This window comes from Sphingomonas sp. SphC10, assembly GCF_057004845.1.
In genome coordinates this window covers 3,754,921-3,771,102 of sequence record NZ_CM168044.1, presented here as the reverse complement: position 1 = coordinate 3,771,102, position 16,182 = coordinate 3,754,921, and the positions used below count along the sequence as shown (strand labels likewise).

The 16,182-nt window shown below is 67.1% G+C and carries 15 protein-coding genes and 1 tRNA gene; 8 read left to right on the top strand and 8 right to left on the bottom strand.

Annotated features, from left to right (window positions below; genetic code table 11):
• Nucleotides 1-18 precede the first annotated feature (18 nt).
• Nucleotides 19-1,050, bottom strand: a complete 1,032-nt coding sequence (locus ACWKSV_RS17525; RefSeq protein WP_083706564.1) for a M48 family metallopeptidase — start codon at nucleotides 1,048-1,050, stop codon at nucleotides 19-21.
• A 195-nt stretch (nucleotides 1,051-1,245) separates the two neighbouring features.
• On the opposite strand from ACWKSV_RS17525, the gene ACWKSV_RS17520 reads away from it, so the two are divergent.
• Nucleotides 1,246-2,619, top strand: a complete 1,374-nt coding sequence (locus ACWKSV_RS17520) for a class II 3-deoxy-7-phosphoheptulonate synthase (RefSeq protein ID WP_056429965.1) — start codon at nucleotides 1,246-1,248, stop codon at nucleotides 2,617-2,619.
• 123 nt (nucleotides 2,620-2,742) lie between these two features.
• Nucleotides 2,743-2,817: transfer RNA gene (locus tag ACWKSV_RS17515), tRNA-Glu, on the top strand.
• A gap of 171 nt (nucleotides 2,818-2,988) precedes the next feature.
• Here the strand turns inward: ACWKSV_RS17515 and ACWKSV_RS17510 are convergent.
• From ACWKSV_RS17510 to ACWKSV_RS17495, 4 genes are all read right to left on the bottom strand, one after another.
• Nucleotides 2,989-5,070, bottom strand: a complete 2,082-nt coding sequence (locus ACWKSV_RS17510; protein ID WP_237243539.1) for a TonB-dependent receptor domain-containing protein — start codon at nucleotides 5,068-5,070, stop codon at nucleotides 2,989-2,991.
• A gap of 219 nt (nucleotides 5,071-5,289) precedes the next feature.
• A complete protein-coding gene (locus ACWKSV_RS17505; protein WP_076715237.1) occupies nucleotides 5,290-6,408 on the bottom strand; it encodes an acyltransferase family protein in 1,119 nt (372 codons plus the stop codon).
• Nucleotides 6,405-6,956: a sugar O-acetyltransferase gene (locus ACWKSV_RS17500; RefSeq protein ID WP_076715235.1), complete on the bottom strand. Its 552-nt coding sequence runs from the start codon at nucleotides 6,954-6,956 to the stop codon at nucleotides 6,405-6,407. Before ACWKSV_RS17500 ends, ACWKSV_RS17505 begins: the two co-directional genes overlap by 4 nt.
• Nucleotides 6,957-6,958: 2 nt before the next feature.
• Nucleotides 6,959-7,645 (bottom strand): DUF1349 domain-containing protein, encoded by a 687-nt coding sequence (locus tag ACWKSV_RS17495; RefSeq protein ID WP_076715234.1) that lies wholly within the window; start codon nucleotides 7,643-7,645, stop codon nucleotides 6,959-6,961.
• Nucleotides 7,646-7,743: 98 nt separating this feature from the next.
• Between ACWKSV_RS17495 and ACWKSV_RS17490 the strand changes: the two genes are divergently transcribed.
• Genes ACWKSV_RS17490 through ACWKSV_RS17480 form a run of 3 tightly spaced genes read left to right on the top strand, consistent with a single transcriptional unit; the run spans nucleotide 7,744 to nucleotide 9,454 of the window.
• On the top strand, nucleotides 7,744-8,301 hold the full coding sequence (locus ACWKSV_RS17490; protein WP_056429982.1) for a TetR/AcrR family transcriptional regulator: 558 nt from the start codon (nucleotides 7,744-7,746) through the stop codon (nucleotides 8,299-8,301).
• A gap of 60 nt (nucleotides 8,302-8,361) precedes the next feature.
• The gene (locus ACWKSV_RS17485; protein WP_076715232.1) at nucleotides 8,362-9,150 is read left to right on the top strand and encodes an SDR family oxidoreductase; all 789 of its coding nucleotides are present in this window, start codon (nucleotides 8,362-8,364) and stop codon (nucleotides 9,148-9,150) included.
• Between the two features lie 37 nt (nucleotides 9,151-9,187).
• The gene (locus ACWKSV_RS17480) at nucleotides 9,188-9,454 is read left to right on the top strand and encodes a hypothetical protein (protein ID WP_076715231.1); all 267 of its coding nucleotides are present in this window, start codon (nucleotides 9,188-9,190) and stop codon (nucleotides 9,452-9,454) included.
• Nucleotides 9,455-9,659: 205 nt separating this feature from the next.
• On the opposite strand, the gene ACWKSV_RS17475 is transcribed toward ACWKSV_RS17480, so the two are convergent.
• Both ACWKSV_RS17475 and ACWKSV_RS17470 read right to left on the bottom strand, forming a co-directional pair.
• Nucleotides 9,660-10,505 (bottom strand): fumarylacetoacetate hydrolase family protein, encoded by an 846-nt coding sequence (locus ACWKSV_RS17475; RefSeq protein WP_076715229.1) that lies wholly within the window; start codon nucleotides 10,503-10,505, stop codon nucleotides 9,660-9,662.
• Between the two features lie 181 nt (nucleotides 10,506-10,686).
• Nucleotides 10,687-11,700, bottom strand: coding sequence for an SMP-30/gluconolactonase/LRE family protein (locus ACWKSV_RS17470; protein ID WP_076717961.1), 1,014 nt, complete (start codon nucleotides 11,698-11,700; stop codon nucleotides 10,687-10,689).
• Nucleotides 11,701-11,815: 115 nt separating this feature from the next.
• Here ACWKSV_RS17470 and ACWKSV_RS17465 point away from each other — a divergent pair, with 115 nt between their 5' ends.
• From ACWKSV_RS17465 to ACWKSV_RS17455, 3 genes are read left to right on the top strand one after another with little or no spacing between them, the layout of a single operon-like run.
• Nucleotides 11,816-12,895: a PLP-dependent cysteine synthase family protein gene (locus ACWKSV_RS17465; protein ID WP_076715227.1), complete on the top strand. Its 1,080-nt coding sequence runs from the start codon at nucleotides 11,816-11,818 to the stop codon at nucleotides 12,893-12,895.
• A 43-nt stretch (nucleotides 12,896-12,938) separates the two neighbouring features.
• Complete coding sequence (locus ACWKSV_RS17460) at nucleotides 12,939-13,910, top strand: 2-hydroxyacid dehydrogenase (RefSeq protein ID WP_076715226.1); 972 nt, start codon at nucleotides 12,939-12,941, stop codon at nucleotides 13,908-13,910.
• Nucleotides 13,900-14,688 carry a kinase gene (locus tag ACWKSV_RS17455; RefSeq protein WP_076715224.1) on the top strand — a complete coding sequence of 263 codons (789 nt, stop codon included), beginning with the start codon at nucleotides 13,900-13,902 and terminating at the stop codon, nucleotides 14,686-14,688. Before ACWKSV_RS17460 ends, ACWKSV_RS17455 begins: the two co-directional genes overlap by 11 nt.
• Before the next feature lies 1 nt (nucleotide 14,689).
• Here ACWKSV_RS17455 and ACWKSV_RS17450 read toward each other — a convergent pair whose 3' ends face one another.
• On the bottom strand, nucleotides 14,690-16,177 hold the full coding sequence (locus ACWKSV_RS17450) for a sensor histidine kinase (protein WP_076715223.1): 1,488 nt from the start codon (nucleotides 16,175-16,177) through the stop codon (nucleotides 14,690-14,692).
• Nucleotides 16,178-16,182 lie beyond the last annotated feature (5 nt).

The window sequence follows — 16,182 nt, the reverse complement described above, 5'->3', positions numbered from 1 at the left end:
AATGCCTACACTTCCAACCTATTGTAATGCCGTCCCTGTTCGATCGAGCAGCGGCGGGCGATAGGGTGTCGGCGCACCCGCCGGGATGGCCGCGATCTCGGCCGCGACGGCATCGGCCCGCGCCGAGGAGGACGGATGCGTGCGGCTGCGGAAGATGCCGCCATCGACCTCGCCGCCATGCTCGCGCCAGAAGCGCACGGCATCCTGCGGATCGTAACCCGCGTTGCGCATCAGGTTGACGCCCAGCAGGTCCGCCTCCGTTTCGGTCTGACGAAACAGCCGCCCGTTACGCCCGAATTCCGACAGGATGCCGCGCTTCACGCCCGCTGCGTCCAGCCGGTCGCGATGGTGCAGGATGTTGTGCGAGAATTCATGCGCGACGACGACCGCGATCATCCGGTCGTCGAACCGCTCGAAGAAGCGCGATCCGATCTGGACGATATCGCCGTCCGCCGATGCGGTCAGCCCCGGCCCCATCAGCATCTCGAAACGCGATCGGCAACCGGGCTGGGCCGCGACCGTCACGTCCCGCTTCCGACCATGGCGCAGCAGGGTCAGGCGCAGCGGCCGGTCGGCGGGCTCCGCGGCGATCTGGCGCTGCGCGGCATCGCGGGTCGCGGTGTTCGCCTGCGACGCACCGGCCGGATTGACCGTGAAGGGCTTGCCGTCGACCGCCTCGATCGTGTCGTTCGCCTGCACCCCGGCATTGGCCGCCGCGCTGCCCGGCACCACCGCCTCGACCGCGACTGGCCCCTCGAAGCCGAAGATCGCGGGCAGGTCCTTGCGCACCCCCGGGTCATACTGGTCGATCGCATGGATCACGATGCCGGGGGTCGGCGCCCGGTCGGGACAGATCGCGGCGTTGGCCGTCGCCAGCTTCCACGCGATCGTCGCCAGCCGCAGATCGGCGTCCCGCATCGCCCCGAACAAGGCGGTGTCGTCGGTCTTCTCGACCGACACCAAGGGGGCCGCTGGCGCCTGGTCCGGCACCGACAGCAGGAAGGCGGACAGGGCGACGACCGCCGACGACAGGATAGAGGCACGCGACATCGCGTCTCCGCTACCGCCTCTGCCCCGAATCCGCAAAGCCGGTCGCCGCAATCGGCCACCGTTCGGCGCAAACTCGTATCAGGCGCAACAAAGCACGCGACTTGGGGGCCTCAAACGCCAACTTCATTGCGTATGGGGTTAAATCGGCGCATGGGCGATGCTCGAAACCAAAGAAGACGAAAGAGCAGGACGATCATGGCCGCGAACTGGGCCCCCGACAGCTGGACCAACGCCGAAGCGCGCCAGCTTCCCCGCTATCCCGACCAGAATGCGCTGGATGCCGCGACCAAGACGCTGGCGACCTATCCGCCGCTGGTCTTTGCGGGCGAGGCGCGCAGCCTGACCGCCGAACTGGCCGAGGTGGCCGAGGGCCGGGGTTTCCTGCTCCAGGGCGGCGACTGCGCCGAGAGCTTTGCCGAGCATAGCGCGAACAACATCCGCGACACGTTCCGCGTCATCCTGCAGATGGCGGTCGTCCTGACCTTCGCCTCGAAGCTACCGGTGGTGAAGCTGGGTCGCATGGCGGGCCAGTTCGCCAAGCCGCGCTCGGCCGATACCGAGGTCGTGGGTGGCGTGGAACTGCCCAGCTATCGCGGCGACAATGTCAACGACATCGCCTTCACCCCCGAAGCCCGCGTGCCCGATCCCCAGCGTATGCTGCGCTCCTATGCGCAGTCGGCGGCGACGCTGAACCTGCTGCGCGCCTTTGCGCAGGGCGGTTATGCCAATCTGCACCAGGTGCATCGCTGGACGCACGACTTCATGGGCCGCAGCCCCTGGGCGCAGAAGTATAGCGAGATGGCCGACCGGATCGGCGAGGCGCTGGACTTCATGGCGGCGTGCGGCATCGACCCGGCGTCGGTACCCCAGTTGGCGCAGACCAGCTTCTACACCAGCCATGAAGCGCTGTTGCTGCCCTATGAGCAGGCACTGACGCGTCAGGACTCGCTGACCGGCGACTGGTACGACACCTCGGCCCATTTCCTGTGGATCGGCGACCGCACCCGGTTCGAGGGTTCGTCGCATGTCGAATTCCTGCGCGGCATCGGCAACCCGATCGGCGTGAAGTGCGGCCCCAGCCTCGAGCCCGAGGCGCTGCTCCGCATGCTCGACACGCTGAACCCGGGCCGCGTGCCCGGCCGCATGACGCTGATCACCCGCTACGGCCATGACAAGATCGAGGCGCATCTGCCCAAGCTCGTCCGCGCCGTCACACGCGAGGGGCATCCGGTAGTCTGGTCCTGCGACCCGATGCACGGCAACACGATCAAGGCGGCGACCGGCTACAAGACCCGCCCCTTCGACCGCATCCTGGCCGAAGTGCGCGGCTTCTTCGCCGTCCACCGCGCCGAGGGCACCCATGCGGGCGGCATCCATGCCGAGATGACCGGCCAGAACGTCACCGAGTGCACCGGCGGTGCGATCGACGTGACCGAGCAGTCGCTGGCCGACCGCTACCACACGCATTGCGACCCGCGCCTCAATGCGGGCCAGAGCCTGGAGCTGGCCTTCCTGCTCGCCGAAATGCTGAACGAGGAAATGGCCGAGCGCCGCAAGGACGCCGCCTGATCGATACCGGAAAGGGGCGGGACGACACCATGTCGCTCCGCCCCTTTCACTTTTATCAAGGTTTCGGCAGGGAAGCGCTTGACGCCTCACCCCACCCCCGCTAATAGCGCCCCTCCACTGCACGGCCCCTTCGTCTAGCGGTTAGGACGTCGCCCTCTCACGGCGAAAACACGAGTTCGATTCTCGTAGGGGTCACCACTTCGGCGATATGTCGCGAAGTTCGATGAACGCGGTGGAAATCACGAAATTTCGGTAAGCTGATCGGTCTACGACTTGGGTCGTACCGACCTTCGGATATGCCCTTATTCTCCTCCCCCCTGTCCAGGGGAGAGGAAAGAATGGGCCGCAACGAACGTCGATTGCCGCCCGTCAGAAATCGACATTGGCGGACAGCCACAAGCGGCGGCCTTCCTGGTTGATCGCATAGGCGGGCGTGAAGATGGTGTTCGCGCCGCTGCGATAGGATTCGTACACGGCATAATCGGTGTCGAAGATGTTGTAGATCGCCGCCGACAGGCGGAATGCGTCCGTCACCTGATACGCGCCGCCGATGTGGAACAGCTCGTAACCGCGGAAATCGCCGAGCGCGCGCTGCTGGTCGTTATTGCCGCGATACCGGCTCGACCGGATTTCGGCGCGGGTCCACAGGTTCGCCTTGTCCGTCACCTTCCACCGCAGATTGCCGTTCAGCATGTGCTTGGGAATACCGATCAGCGGTCGCCCCTGGTCCGCGCCGCTCAGCTGCTCGGTTTCGGTATAGGTGTAGTTGGCGGTCAGCGAGACGGCGCGGCTGAACGCGATCTTGCCCGCCGCCTCGATGCCGCGTGCCCGCGCCTTGTCGATGTTCACCGACTGGCTGAACAGGTCGACCGCCGGGAACGGTCCGACGTCGAGGCAGTTCGGCCGGTTCGGATTGCCGGCAAACCGACAGTTGGGAATGCCCGGCCCGGCGGCGATCTTGTCGGTGAAGTCGTTGTTGAACAGCGTGACGTTGCCGCTGAACAGGCCCTTGTCGTCATAATAGACACCGGCTTCATAGCTGGTGCTGGTTTCGGGAATGAGGTTCGGCGTGCCGAGCAGCGGCGTGCGCCCCTGATTGCCGAAACCGATAATCCCCTCGGCGATCTGTTCGACGCGCGGCGTCTTGAAACCACGACTCACGCCGCCCTTCACGGTCAGCGCGTCGTTGATGTTCCACACCGCATAGGCGCGCGGCGACCATTTGTTGCCGAAGGTCGAGTGATCGTCATAGCGCACGCCGCCGGTCAGGTTGAAACCCTCGGTCAGGGTCACGGTCGCCTCGGCGAACCCGGCCCATTGGGTGAAGGCGAAGGGCTCGGGTGCGACCCCCTCGACCATGCGCGCACGCCAATATTGGCCACCCAGGGTGAAGGCGACCGGCCCCTGCTTGCCTGCGAACCGGGAGTCGACGATGTCGTTGCGCGCCTGCAACTCGCGCGGGCTGCCCGGTACCTTGCCCGGCGTGCCTCGGGGAATCAGGCGACCGATCGTCTCGGTCTCGTTGCGGGTCAGCGTCGTGTCGAGCGTGCCCAGCCCGGTCCGCCAGCTATGCGCGACGACATAGTTGGAGCGGTTGAAACGCTGCTCCGGCGCATAGCCGCCCGACCCCAGCGTGCCGAGCCGCCCTTCGCTATTGTCATAGCTTTGCGTATTCCGATCATATTCGATCCACAGATCGTGATCGGTATGCGGCGTCAGCGACAGGCGGCCGCCATAATTATAGATGTCGGAGCGCACCGGGTTCCGGCCGAGCGTCAGCGCCGGATCGCCGGGGATCGGGATGTCCGAACCTTCGCGGTGGAACACGCTGCCCCGCAGCGTCAGGCCTAGCAGGTTGCGGATCACCGGCCCCTGCGCAAAGCCGTTCACCGACTGGATGTTGCCGAACCGATCATCCCCCTGCACCGTGCTTTCGGCGGTGGCGGTGCCGACCCAGTGGCTGCCGACCTTGCGGGTGATGATGTTGATGACCCCGCCCATCGCATCCGACCCGTAAAGCGTCGACATCGGCCCGCGTACGACCTCGATCCGGTCGATCGCCGAGAAGGGCGGCAGGAAGCTGGTGGCGGTTTCGCCGAAGCCGTTGGGCGTGACCCCGCCCGGCGCATTCTGGCGACGCCCGTCGAGCAGGATCAGGGTATAGTCGCTGGGCATGCCACGGATGGAGATGTTCAACCCGCCGGTCTTGCCCGCTTCGCCGCCGACATCGATGCCCTGCACGTCCTGCAACGCCTCCGCCAGACTGCCGAACCGCTTTTCCTCCAGGTTCGCGCGGTCGAGCACGGTGATGCTCGCCGGGGCCTCGACGATGCGCTGCTCGTAACCGGCTGCGGTCACGACCACCTCATGGCCTGCCGCCGTATCGCCCGTGTCGCTGGTCCCCGCCTGCGTCTGTGCGCCCGCCGGAGCGATCGCCACGGCCCATGCCATGGCCAATCCCGAGACCGCTGCCCCCATTCGTACCACCATTACGCCCCCTGTTACTCTTGCGAGTGATTAGCATTCGCGGGCCGACTGCGATATTGGGGTGTCCATGGTCAACCCGGACGGGGAGGCAGACAAGAAATGTAATGGTGTGGAAACGTAATGACGGCGGCGACACGGTAGGACGTGGCCCACCGCCCCAAGCGGAGTTGCGCCGATCCGCCTTCAGCAACCCTGCGTGCCGAAAGGCGGATTACGCCATGCGACCCAGCGTGCGCGGATCGGCACGTCCCAGAAGCGCCACGCCGCCGCCGCGAAGGCCAGCGTGAACAGATAGAGCGAAACCGCGACCAGCGCCGTCTTGCTGCCTGTTTCCGGGCCGTTCGCCACCCAGTTCATATAGACATACACGAACGGATAATGGGTGATGTACAGCGGATAGGACAATCGCCCCGCCGCCTTGCACAAGCGCAGCGTGGTGGCGCTGCCCGCCGAATGCCGCCCGGCGATCAGGATCAGCGGAAACAGCATCAGCACGCAGACTGCCTGATACACACCGTTCCACTTCACCCCGCCGACTTCGGGCAGGACTGGCGCGGCGAATAGCAGCAACAGGATCAGGCTGAGCGGCAGGAACCCCAGCCGCAGGCGTGGCAAATGGTCGCCCAGACGGTAGAGGATCAACCCGGCCAGGAACGGATAGGCCAGACGCACCGGCGCGCCCCAGAAATTGTGCAGCCCCCAGCCGGTATCATAAGACCCCAGCGTCAGTGCGGTCGCGGCCGACGCAATCGCCGCCAGGCCTGCCAACGCGACCAGCGCTCCCAGACCCAGGCGGCGCAGGACCAGGGCATAGGCCAGATTGGCGATATATTCCTGCAAGAGCGTCCAGGCGGGCGCATTCAGCGGATGGCTGTCCCCCAGCCGATTGGGCAGCGGCGCGGATGGCAAGGCGAGCAGCGCCGCGACAAAGGCCAGTCCCACCAGCCATGGCGTCGCATCCTGCCGATCCCCGGCAAAGGGATCGAGCAGGTAACTCGCCAATCCCAATATCGCGCCCAGCACGACCAGCGGATGCAGCCGGACGAGACGCCGCGCCAGAAAGCCCCTGACACGCATCCGCGACCAGCGATCGTCATAGGCATAGCCGACGACGAAGCCCGACAGCGCGAAGAAGAAATCCACCGCCAGATAGGCATGGGGCAGCAACAGCCGGTCCGCCTCGAACAACACGGTGATGCCCTGGATATGGAACGCCACCACCAGCAGCGCCGCCGTGCCCCTCAGGCCGTCCAGCACCTCGAAATGCGGTTTGCCCCGCCGGGTGGTGTCGGGCGTCGTCATCGGGCGAGGCCGCGCGCCGGATTGCCGGCCACCGTCTGCCCCGGCGCCACGTCGCGCGTCACCACGCTGCCCGCGCCGATGATGGCATCGTCGCCGATCGTCACCCCCGGCAGGATCAGCGCGCCACCGCCGACCCAGACATTGGCACCGATGCGGATCGGCCGTCCGCACTCCCACCCCTGCGCCCGAAGCGCCGGATCGCGCGGGTGGTCGGCGGTCAGGATTTGGACGCCCGGCCCGATCTGCGTCCCCGCGCCGATCTCGACCCGCGCCACGTCCAGGATCACGCAGGCAAAGTTCAGGAAGACCCGCTCGCCCAGCATGATGTTATAGCCATAATCGCAGTGAAAGGGCGGCCGGACCACCGCCCCCGCCCCCACCCGCCCCAGCCCTTCGGCCAGCAGCGCATGCCGATCGGCGGCATCCTGGCCAAGCGAACCGTTGTAGCGGACCATCCACGCCGCCGCGCGCGCGGCATCGGCGGCCAGCTCGGGATCGTCGGCGATGTACAATTCGCCCGCCAGCATCCTTTGTTTCTGACTGGTCATGCTCAACTCAGATCGTGCAGGTCTTTGCCGAGCGGCGCGGTGATGCGCAGGTCGGAGAAGCGCACCTCCAGCCCTTCCCGCTCGGGCGTGCAGGCCATCGGCCCGACCCGATAGCCTGGCGCGACCGGAAACGGCGCCAGCCGAACCAGCGGCCAGTGCTTGCCGTCCGCCGACACCTGCAGGCGCAGCACGCCTTTGGCGACCGTCACGCGCATCCAGAAATCGGCCGCATTGCCCTCATAGGGGCCGGTCGCCCAGTCCGAACGGCCGTCGGTCAGCACACTGCTCAGCATCGCGCGGCCGTCGGACAGCTCGATTCCTGCCTTGACCCAGCGCCGCTCGTCGACGCGGACCATGATCCCCGCCTGGTCGTACAGCTTGTCGTAGCGCCCCCGTATACGCAGCTGCGCGGTGAAGGCGTCACCGGTCGGGAAGCCCAGGAAATGGCCGCTGTCGCGGGTGAAGCCATAATGGGTCTCGCGCCAGAAATCGGTTCCGCGATCGGTGGTCATCACCAGATCGCCATTTGCCTCCGCCCGCCAGACCTTGGGCGCATTCAGCCAGACGCCGTCCTTTCGCCCCAGCACGGCCGTCCCGACCGGAGTCCCCGCCGCCGTTGCCATCTGTGGCACGGTCAACACGACCGCGCTGCCCAGGATCGTGCGGCGGGACAATTGCGGTTCGTCCATGGTTCTTCTTTCCCGTTTCGCGCTACGGCAGAGCCGTTTGCTGACTTTCTCGACAGCATGTGTACATTTGTACATATTCGATGCAACGGAGTTTTTGCATGGCCGACCGATCCGCGCGACGAAATGACCCGGAGCGTCGGCAACGCATCATCGCCGCCGCGCTGGAGGTGATCGCGGAACATGGCGTGCCCGCCACCACCCATCGCCGGATCGCGGCGGCGGCGGGGGTGCCGCTCGGCTCGGTCACCTATTATTTCACCTCGCTGGAGGCGTTGCTGACCGACGCCTTCACGCAACTGGCGGAGGAATCGTCGCACGCCTTCGCCACCCGCATGGCCCAGGCCCAGAGCCGCGACGATGCGCGCGAGGCGATCATCGACATCATCGCAGGGTCGGTCTGGGCCGAACCGCGCACGCTGCTGCTCAGTTACGAACTCTATGCCTTTGCCGCGCGCCATCCTTCGGTTTCGACCGTCATGCAGGGGTGGATGAACAACAGCCGCGCCGCGCTGGAGCGGTTCTTCGATCCGCTGACCGCCCGTGCGCTCGATGCGCTGGTCGAGGGGATCGGCATCCACAACTCGATCGACCCCGCCCCCCTGGACCGAAATGCGATCAGCGACATCGTGCATCGGATCACCGGCGACGCGGCGTGAACGAAAGCCGGTCGCGATCATTGTGCGAAGGATCATTCCACCCGACCCGGAGACGCATCGATGAAGACCAGCGGCAATACGATCCTGATGACGGGCGGCGGCAGCGGTATCGGCGAGGCGCTGGCCCATCGTTTCCATGACCGGGGCGACACCGTCATCATCGCCGGGCGACGCCGCGAGGCGCTGGAAAAGGCGGCGGAAGGGCGCGATCGCATCCATGTCGTCACGCTGGATGTCGAGGATGCGGCGGCGGTCGACGCCTTCGCCAGGCAGATCGTTGCCGACTTCCCCACGCTGAACGTGCTGTTCAACAACGCAGGCATCATGAAGTTCGAGGATCTGACCGGCCACCGCGACCTGGCTGATGCCGAGGCGACGCTGACCACCAACATCCTGGGTCCGATCCGACTGACCAATGCGCTGATCGACCATCTGATCCAGCAGCCTGATGCCGCGATCGTCAACGTGACCTCGGGCCTGGCCTTCGTGCCGCTGGTCGCCGCACCGACCTATTCGCCGACCAAGGCGGCGATCCATTCCTATACCGTCTCGCTGCGCACCCAGCTGGAGGGCAAGGTCGAGGTGATCGAGCTGGCCCCGCCGGGGGTGCAGACCGACCTGACTCCGGGCCAGGCGCATCGTCCGGGCTATGTGCCACTCCAGGATTTCGCCGATGCGGTCGCGGCGCAGTTCGCGCAGACCCCGACGCCCTCGGAAATCCTGGTCGACGAGGTGCGCCCGTTCCGCATGGCCGAACGCGAGGGCAAGTTCGACGAGACGCTGAAGACCCTGACGAAGCGCGCCGCCGAGCAGCGGGCGGCGGGCGATCGGATCCAGTCGGGCAACTGAGGCTTGGGAACGGGCGGCTGGTCGGCTATGGACGGCCATGGATTTCGACCAGTTGCTCGTCCGCTTCTTCGGCACCGAAGAGATTGCCGACCTCGCCCCCGAACAGCTCGGCGCGGGGATCGACCGGCTACGCGTGCAGTTCGGGCTGGAGCGCGACAGCGGCCGCCGCTTCGCGCTGTGGTGCCTGGCCTATATGATCGGCGTCGCGCCCGACATCGACGAAGCCTTTGACGACGAGGAAGACCGCGAAGCCGCACGCGACTTCATGGACAGCGTCGATAGCGAGATCGACGCCGAGGAATAATCCCTCTCCCCTGGATAGGGGAGAGGGTTAGCGGAGCTTGCCAGCGTGCTGGCTAGCGCAGCTTGGGTAAGGGGTTGAGCGAGCCTCCGGCTCGCGCGCTCGCCCAGGCGAGCGCCCACCCCTCACCCAGCTCCGACTAAGCCTTTGCTTTCGCAAAGGCCAAGTCTGCGCAACCCTCTCCCCTCCATGAGGGGAGAGGGAAGACTTAGCCCGCCGCGACCATGCGCTGCGTCTGTTCGCCCAGTTTATCGACACCCAGCTTCACCGTCTGGCCCGCGCGCAGATAGACCGGCGGCTTCTGGCCCAGACCGACGCCCTCGGGCGTGCCGGTCGAGATGATGTCGCCCGGCTCCAGCGTGCAGAACTGGCTGACATAGGATACCAGTTCGGCCACGGTGAAGATCATGTCGGCGGTGCTGCTGTCCTGATAACGCTTGCCGTCGACCTCCAGCCACAGGCGCAGATTCTGCGGATCGCCCACTTCGTCCGCCGTGACCAGCCACGGGCCGGTCGGACCGAACGTGTCGCAGCCCTTGCCCTTGTCCCAGGTGCCGCCGCGTTCCATCTGGAACGCACGCTCCGACACGTCATGCACGACGCAATAGCCCGCGACATGCGACAGCGCCTCGGCTTCCGTCAGGTAGCGGCCGCGCGTGCCGATCACGACGCCCAGTTCGACTTCCCAGTCGGCCTTTTCCGATCCGCGCGGGATTTCGACATCGTCGTTCGGGCCGACGACGGCGCTGCTCCACTTGCCGAACACGACGGGCTCGGCCGGGATGGGAAGATTGCTTTCGGCAGCGTGCGCGCGATAGTTCAGGCCGATGCAAATGAACTTGCCGGGACGTGCGACGCACGAGCCCAGGCGCGGATTGCCCTCGACAACGGGCAGCGTGGCGGGGTCGAGCGCGGCGATCTCCGCCAGACCCTGCGGCGTCAGCCGGTCGCCCGCCAGATCACCCAGCGCTTCGGGCAGCGCACGGATGCGGCCCTGATCGTCCAGCAGCCCGGCCCGCTCGCGGTTCATTTCGCCATAACGCAACAACTTCATCGATCCGTCTCCTTATGCGTGACGCCGCCACGCACCGTGACGGCCATGAATCTTGCGCAGCACCCGGTCGGGCGCGAACGGGCCAGGCGGACTGCGCCATGCCCCCTTCCCTACCGGCTCGTCCTTTTTAGCGCTATCAGAGTCGCGCCCCCGACATCCCGCCCCATAACCGATCCGCCGATCAGCCTTGCCAGCCGGGACGGAGCGCGATGCGCAGGATCCGGTCGTTCGCGGCCATGAACAACGCGCGGCCCGCCTCGCCGAACGCGCAATTGGCGATGGGCGCTCCTTGCTCGATCAGGCCCAGCGGCTCGGCCTCGGGGGTCATCAGCATCATGCCGCCGGGGACGGAACAGACCAGCGTGCCGTCGCGCGCGACCTTCATCCCGTCGGGCAGGCCAGCCCCTCCGGCCGCCAGCATCGCACGCGCATCGAGCAGCGTCCGGCGATTGCCGACCTGCCCCCGCGCATCGACGTCATAGACCATGATCGCGGGTGCCGCCTCGTCCGACACCGACACATAAAGCCGTCGTTCGTCGGGTGACAGCGCGATGCCGTTGGGGCGGGTCAGCGTGCCGTCGATCAGGTCGACACTGCCATCGGGCCGCCGCCGATAGACGCCATTGACCGCCTGTTCCTTCAGCGGCGATGTATCCCCATCCTTGAAACCGTAAGGCGGATCAGTGAACCAGATCGCACCGTCCTTCGCGACGTGCAGGTCGTTGGGGCTGCTGAACCGCTTGCCCGCATAACGATCGGCCAGCACGGTGCGGCGACCGGTCTTCAGGTCCACCCGGTCGATGGTCCGCCCGCCGCTATTGGCGATCAGCAGCGCGCCCTTGGCGTCCAGCGCCAGCCCGTTGGCGCCGGGTTCGCGGACCAGCGCCGGATCGGTTCCCGCCGCGCCGGAGGGGTTCAGCACCACCGACACGCCCCGCCCCCGCTGCCAGCGGCGAACGATATTGGCGGGCGGATCGGCGAACAGCAGATAGCCGCCGCCCGGCACCCAGACCGGCCCCTCCGCCCAGCGTATGCCAGTGGCGATCACTTCCGGTTCGGTGCCCGGCGCGATCATCCGGTCGAGCCCCGGCGACAAGCGGCGCAGGCGCGGCGTCGTCTCCGCCGCGTCGGCAAGGGTGGGGGCCGCGACCAGAGCGAGACCGGCGGCAAGGACGGAGCGGCGAGAGGCGATCATGGGGCCAGCATGGGCCAAGCCATCCGCGCCCGCAAGCGGCGGCGCGGGCATGCCATCTTTCCCAAAGCGGCCATTCGCGACTAAGAGCCGCGCGATGGGGACGAATGGGGCAAGCATGACCGTCGAGCGGAGCAAGGCCGATCTGTGCGCGTGGCGTATGGAAGCGATAAGACGGATCGAGGCGGACTATAACCGTTCGGCCGACACGCACCTGATCCGGGTCGACCTGCCGCGCTATCCGGGGATCACGCTCTATCTGAAGGACGAGAGCAGCCATCCGACCGGCAGCCTGAAGCATCGGCTGGCGCGCTCGCTCTTCCTCTATGCGCTGTGCAATGGCTGGATCGGGCCGGATACCTGCGTGATCGAATCGTCCTCCGGCTCGACGGCGGTGAGCGAAGCCTATTTCGCCAAGATGCTGGGCCTTCGCTTCATCGCGGTGGTCCCCGCCTCGACCGCTGCGCCCAAGCTGGATGCGATCCGCTTTCACGGCGGCGAGATTCACACGGTCGACGATCCGCGCACCGTGTACGACGTCTCCAACGCCCTGGCTGCGGAAACGGGCGGTCATTATCTCGACCAGTTCACTTATGCCGAGCGGGCGACCGACTGGCGCGGCAACAATAACATCGCCGAGAGCATCTTTGCGCAGATGTCGGCGGAGGAATATCCCGTCCCCGAATGGATCGTCTGCGGCGCGGGAACGGGCGGCACCTCCGCGACGATCGGGCGGTACATCGCCTATCAGCGGCACGGCACCCGGCTCTGCGTCGCGGACCCGGTCCATTCGGTCTTCCACCGGCACTTTGCGGACCGCCGGGCGCTGTCGCTGCCCGAGGGGTGCGGCAGTTGCATCGAGGGGATCGGGCGGCCGCGTGTCGAGCCCAGTTTCATCCCCTCGGTGATCGACCGGATGATCGCGGTCGAGGATGCCGCCAGCATCGGCGCGATGCGGGCGCTTTCCCGCCGGTTGGGACGGCGGGTCGGCGGGTCGACCGGCACCAACCTGATCGCCTGCGCCACGCTGATCGCCGAAATGGCGGCGGCGGGGGAGCGCGGCTCGATCGTCACTTTGCTCTGCGACGGGGGCGAGCGATACGGCTGCACCTATTATGACGATGCGTGGCTGGACGCGCGCGGCATCGATTGGCGGCCCCATGCCGCGCAAATGGCGGCGCTGCTCGCCGGCAACTGATCGGGCAGGCGCGGGCGAACGAGGCGGAGGAGGAGCGATCATCATGACGGACAGGCTCAAATTGCTCGTGACCCGCCGCCTGCCGGACGATGTCGAACGGCATCTGTCCGAAAGCTGGGACACGACGCTCAGCGCCGACGACCGGCCGCGGGACCGCGACGCGCTGGCCAGGGCGATGACCGAATATGACGCCTGGATGCCGACGATCTCCGACCGGATCGATGCCGATCTGATCGCGACGCCGGGCCGCCGGGTCCGCATCCTCGCCAATTACGGAGCCGGGGTCGATCATATCGATCTGGCCGCCGCGCGCGCCGCCGGGCTGGTCGTGACCAACACGCCCGATGTGTTGACCGAGGCGACGGCGGAGATCGCAATCCTCCTGATGCTGATGACCGCACGCCGGGCGGGCGAAGGCGAACGCGAGTTGCGCAGCGGCGCATGGACCGGCTGGCGCCCTTCGCACCTGATCGGACAGGGACTGTCGGGCAAGACGCTGGGGCTGGTCGGCTTCGGCCGCATCGCGCAGGCGACGGCGGTCAAGGCGCGCGGGCTGGGGATGCGGGTGCGCTATGCCAGCCGCTCCGCCGCCGCGCCCGAGGTGGAACGCATGCTCGACGCCACGCGGGCGGAATCGCTCGAAGCCCTGGCAGCGGAATGCGATATTCTGTCGCTGCACGTTCCCGGCGGCGACGCGACCCGGCACATGATCGATGCCGCCCTGTTGGCCCGGATGAAGCCACATGCGATCGTCGTGAACACCGCGCGCGGGCCGGTGATCGACGAAGGCGCGCTGGTCGAGGCGCTGGATCAGGGGCGGATCGGCGGCGTCGGGCTGGACGTCTACGAACACGAACCGAAGGTGCATCCCGGCCTGCTCGCGCATCCGCGTGCCGTCCTGCTGCCGCATCTGGGCAGCGCCACCATCGAGGCGCGAACCGCGATGGGCATGCGCTCGGCGGCCAATCTCGCCGCCTTTGCTCGTGGCGAGGAACCGGCCGATCGTGTCGCCTGAAACGGCCATCGCGACGCTGGTCGCGGATCGGCTTGCGGGGCAGCGGTCCGGCGATCCGCCGCTGATCCTGGGGCTGTGCGGGGCGCAGGGAAGCGGCAAGTCGACCATCGCCGCGCGGCTGGCGAAGCAGGTCGAGCGCAGCGCGATCCTGTCACTCGACGATCTCTACCTCACCCGTGCCGAACGGCAGAAGCTGGCGCGCGCGGTGCATCCGCTGTTCGCGACACGCGGCGTGCCGGGCACGCATGACGTGGCGCTGGGGGTCGAGACGATCGCGGCGGTCGCGCGGGGCGAGGCCGTTCCCCTGCCGCGTTTCGACAAGGCGATCGACGACCGCGCGCCGCAATCGACCTGGCCCCGCGCGCCGGAGGGATGCGAGTTGCTGATCTTCGAGGGCTGGTGCGTCGGCGCGCGGGCGCAGGAGGAGGCCGCACTGATCGCACCGCTCAACGCACTGGAAGCATCGGAGGATGCCGACGGGATCTGGCGGCGACATGGGAACACCGCGCTGGCGACCGACTATCCGCGCCTGTTCGCCCCCATCAATGCGCTGATGCTGATGATTCCGCCCGACTGGTCCACCGTCCTGCGCTGGCGCACCCAGCAGGAAGAGGCGCTGCGCCGCACGCGCGGCTCCGGCGCGGGTGTGATGGACGATGCGCAGCTTGCCCGCTTCGTCAGCCATTATGAGCGGCTGACCCGCCACATATGGGCCGAAATGCCCGGTCGTGCCGATCTGTGCCTGACGCTGGCCGAGGATCGCACCCTGGCGGCGTGACCTAGGCCGCCGTCGCAACCTCGTCGCCGTTCGCCGAACCGCGCTCGTCCGCGCCGACCGTGGTCGATACAGGGATGGCGATGGTGCAATGCACGCCGTCCTCGCCCAAGCGGTACGTCGTCCGCGCGCCCAGCTGATAGGGAAGCGCGCGCTCGATCAGTTCGCGCCCCTGTCCCGTGCCCGTGGGCCATGCCCCTTCGGGCATCCGCACGCCGCTTTCGCGCCAGTCGATGTGCAGCCAGGGCTTGCCGTTCGGCCCTTCCGCCTGGAGCGCCCAGCTGATCGCCAGCCGTCCCCCGCCCTGCCCCAGCGCGCCATATTTCATCGCATTGGTCGCCAGCTCGTGGATCGCCATGGCCAGCGTATTGACGGTCGAGGAGCGCAGCCGCACACCCGTCGGGCCTCTCAGCGTCACCGCATCGGCCCTCCCGTCCATCGCGATCAGTTCGGCATGGAGCAGTCCGTCGAACGTCACTCGGTCCTGCTCGTTCAGTCGGGACAACAGCCCCTGCACCCGCGACAGCGCGTCGAGCCGGTCATCGAACCGCGCCCGGAAATCGGGCAGGCTGGTCGAGCCACGCGCCGTATTCTCCGCGATCGAACGGACCACGCCCAGCAAATTGCTGGTGCGATGCTGCAACTCGGCGATCAGCACGCGCTGCAACGCCTCGCTTCGGCGCAGCGCCTCGTCCGCCTTGCGCCGCTCGGACAGGTCGGCCGTCACGACCAGCAGCCGGTCGGGCTGGCCGTCCCCCTTGGGCAGGACCGACAGCGTACTGCTCGCCCAGACCAGCGAGCCGTCTGGGCGCGAATAGCGCTTGTCCAGGGTCGCCGGACGGCCGGTGGACACCGCTTCCTCGATCGCCACGAGGCTGGGCGGCAGGTCGTCGGGATGCGTCACATCGGGCACGCGCAAGTGCAGCACCGCCTCGCGCGAACGGCCCAGAATGCGGCACAGCTCGTCATTGACGCGCAGGAAGCGCCCGTCGAGCGACAGGACCGACAGACCGATCGGCGCGGTGGCGAAGATCGCCGCAAGCTGTCCCTCGGTCTCGGCCAGCTTGACCTTCACCACCTCTTCGCGAAGTCGAACGACCTCGGCCTGCGAATCCTTCCATTCGGTGATGTCACGCGTGGTGGTGGCGACACCGTCGCCCAGCTTCACGACCGTCTGGAAGAACCAGCCGTCGAACTGCTCATGGACATAATGACGCTCGGCCTGTTCGGGCAGACCGGTTTCGGTCACCCGGCAAAAGGTGTCGAAAATACCCTCTTCGATGACGCCGGGATTGCGCTGCAACAGGCTTTCGCCGCGCACTTCCCCATATTTGCGTTCGGACGTGTGGTTGTTCAGCACCCAGCGGAAATCGACGATGCCGCCCGCCTCGTCGCGGATCGCCTCGAACACCTGGATCATGTCGGTCGACGCGTCCATCGTCGCCTGCAGCAATTCGTGGCTGGGCTGGAACTCGACATGTCGTCCGTGCATCGCTC

What these genes read in the sequence shown, in the direction of transcription:
- ACWKSV_RS17510 (WP_237243539.1), bottom strand. Translation starts at nt 5,070, where the DNA reads ATGGCATGGGCCGTGGCGATCGCTCCGGCGGGCGCACAGACGCAGGCG.
- ACWKSV_RS17470 (WP_076717961.1), bottom strand. Translation starts at nt 11,700, where the DNA reads ATGATCGCCTCTCGCCGCTCCGTCCTTGCCGCCGGTCTCGCTCTGGTC.
- ACWKSV_RS17475 (WP_076715229.1), bottom strand. Translation starts at nt 10,505, where the DNA reads ATGAAGTTGTTGCGTTATGGCGAAATGAACCGCGAGCGGGCCGGGCTG.
- ACWKSV_RS17465 (WP_076715227.1), top strand. Translation starts at nt 11,816, where the DNA reads ATGACCGTCGAGCGGAGCAAGGCCGATCTGTGCGCGTGGCGTATGGAA.
- ACWKSV_RS17495 (WP_076715234.1), bottom strand. Translation starts at nt 7,645, where the DNA reads ATGGACGAACCGCAATTGTCCCGCCGCACGATCCTGGGCAGCGCGGTC.
- ACWKSV_RS17460 (WP_076715226.1), top strand. Translation starts at nt 12,939, where the DNA reads ATGACGGACAGGCTCAAATTGCTCGTGACCCGCCGCCTGCCGGACGAT.
- ACWKSV_RS17480 (WP_076715231.1), top strand. Translation starts at nt 9,188, where the DNA reads ATGGATTTCGACCAGTTGCTCGTCCGCTTCTTCGGCACCGAAGAGATT.
- ACWKSV_RS17450 (WP_076715223.1), bottom strand. Translation starts at nt 16,177, where the DNA reads ATGCACGGACGACATGTCGAGTTCCAGCCCAGCCACGAATTGCTGCAG.
- ACWKSV_RS17490 (WP_056429982.1), top strand. Translation starts at nt 7,744, where the DNA reads ATGGCCGACCGATCCGCGCGACGAAATGACCCGGAGCGTCGGCAACGC.
- ACWKSV_RS17485 (WP_076715232.1), top strand. Translation starts at nt 8,362, where the DNA reads ATGAAGACCAGCGGCAATACGATCCTGATGACGGGCGGCGGCAGCGGT.
- ACWKSV_RS17520 (WP_056429965.1), top strand. Translation starts at nt 1,246, where the DNA reads ATGGCCGCGAACTGGGCCCCCGACAGCTGGACCAACGCCGAAGCGCGC.
- ACWKSV_RS17500 (WP_076715235.1), bottom strand. Translation starts at nt 6,956, where the DNA reads ATGACCAGTCAGAAACAAAGGATGCTGGCGGGCGAATTGTACATCGCC.
- ACWKSV_RS17525 (WP_083706564.1), bottom strand. Translation starts at nt 1,050, where the DNA reads ATGTCGCGTGCCTCTATCCTGTCGTCGGCGGTCGTCGCCCTGTCCGCC.
- ACWKSV_RS17505 (WP_076715237.1), bottom strand. Translation starts at nt 6,408, where the DNA reads ATGACGACGCCCGACACCACCCGGCGGGGCAAACCGCATTTCGAGGTG.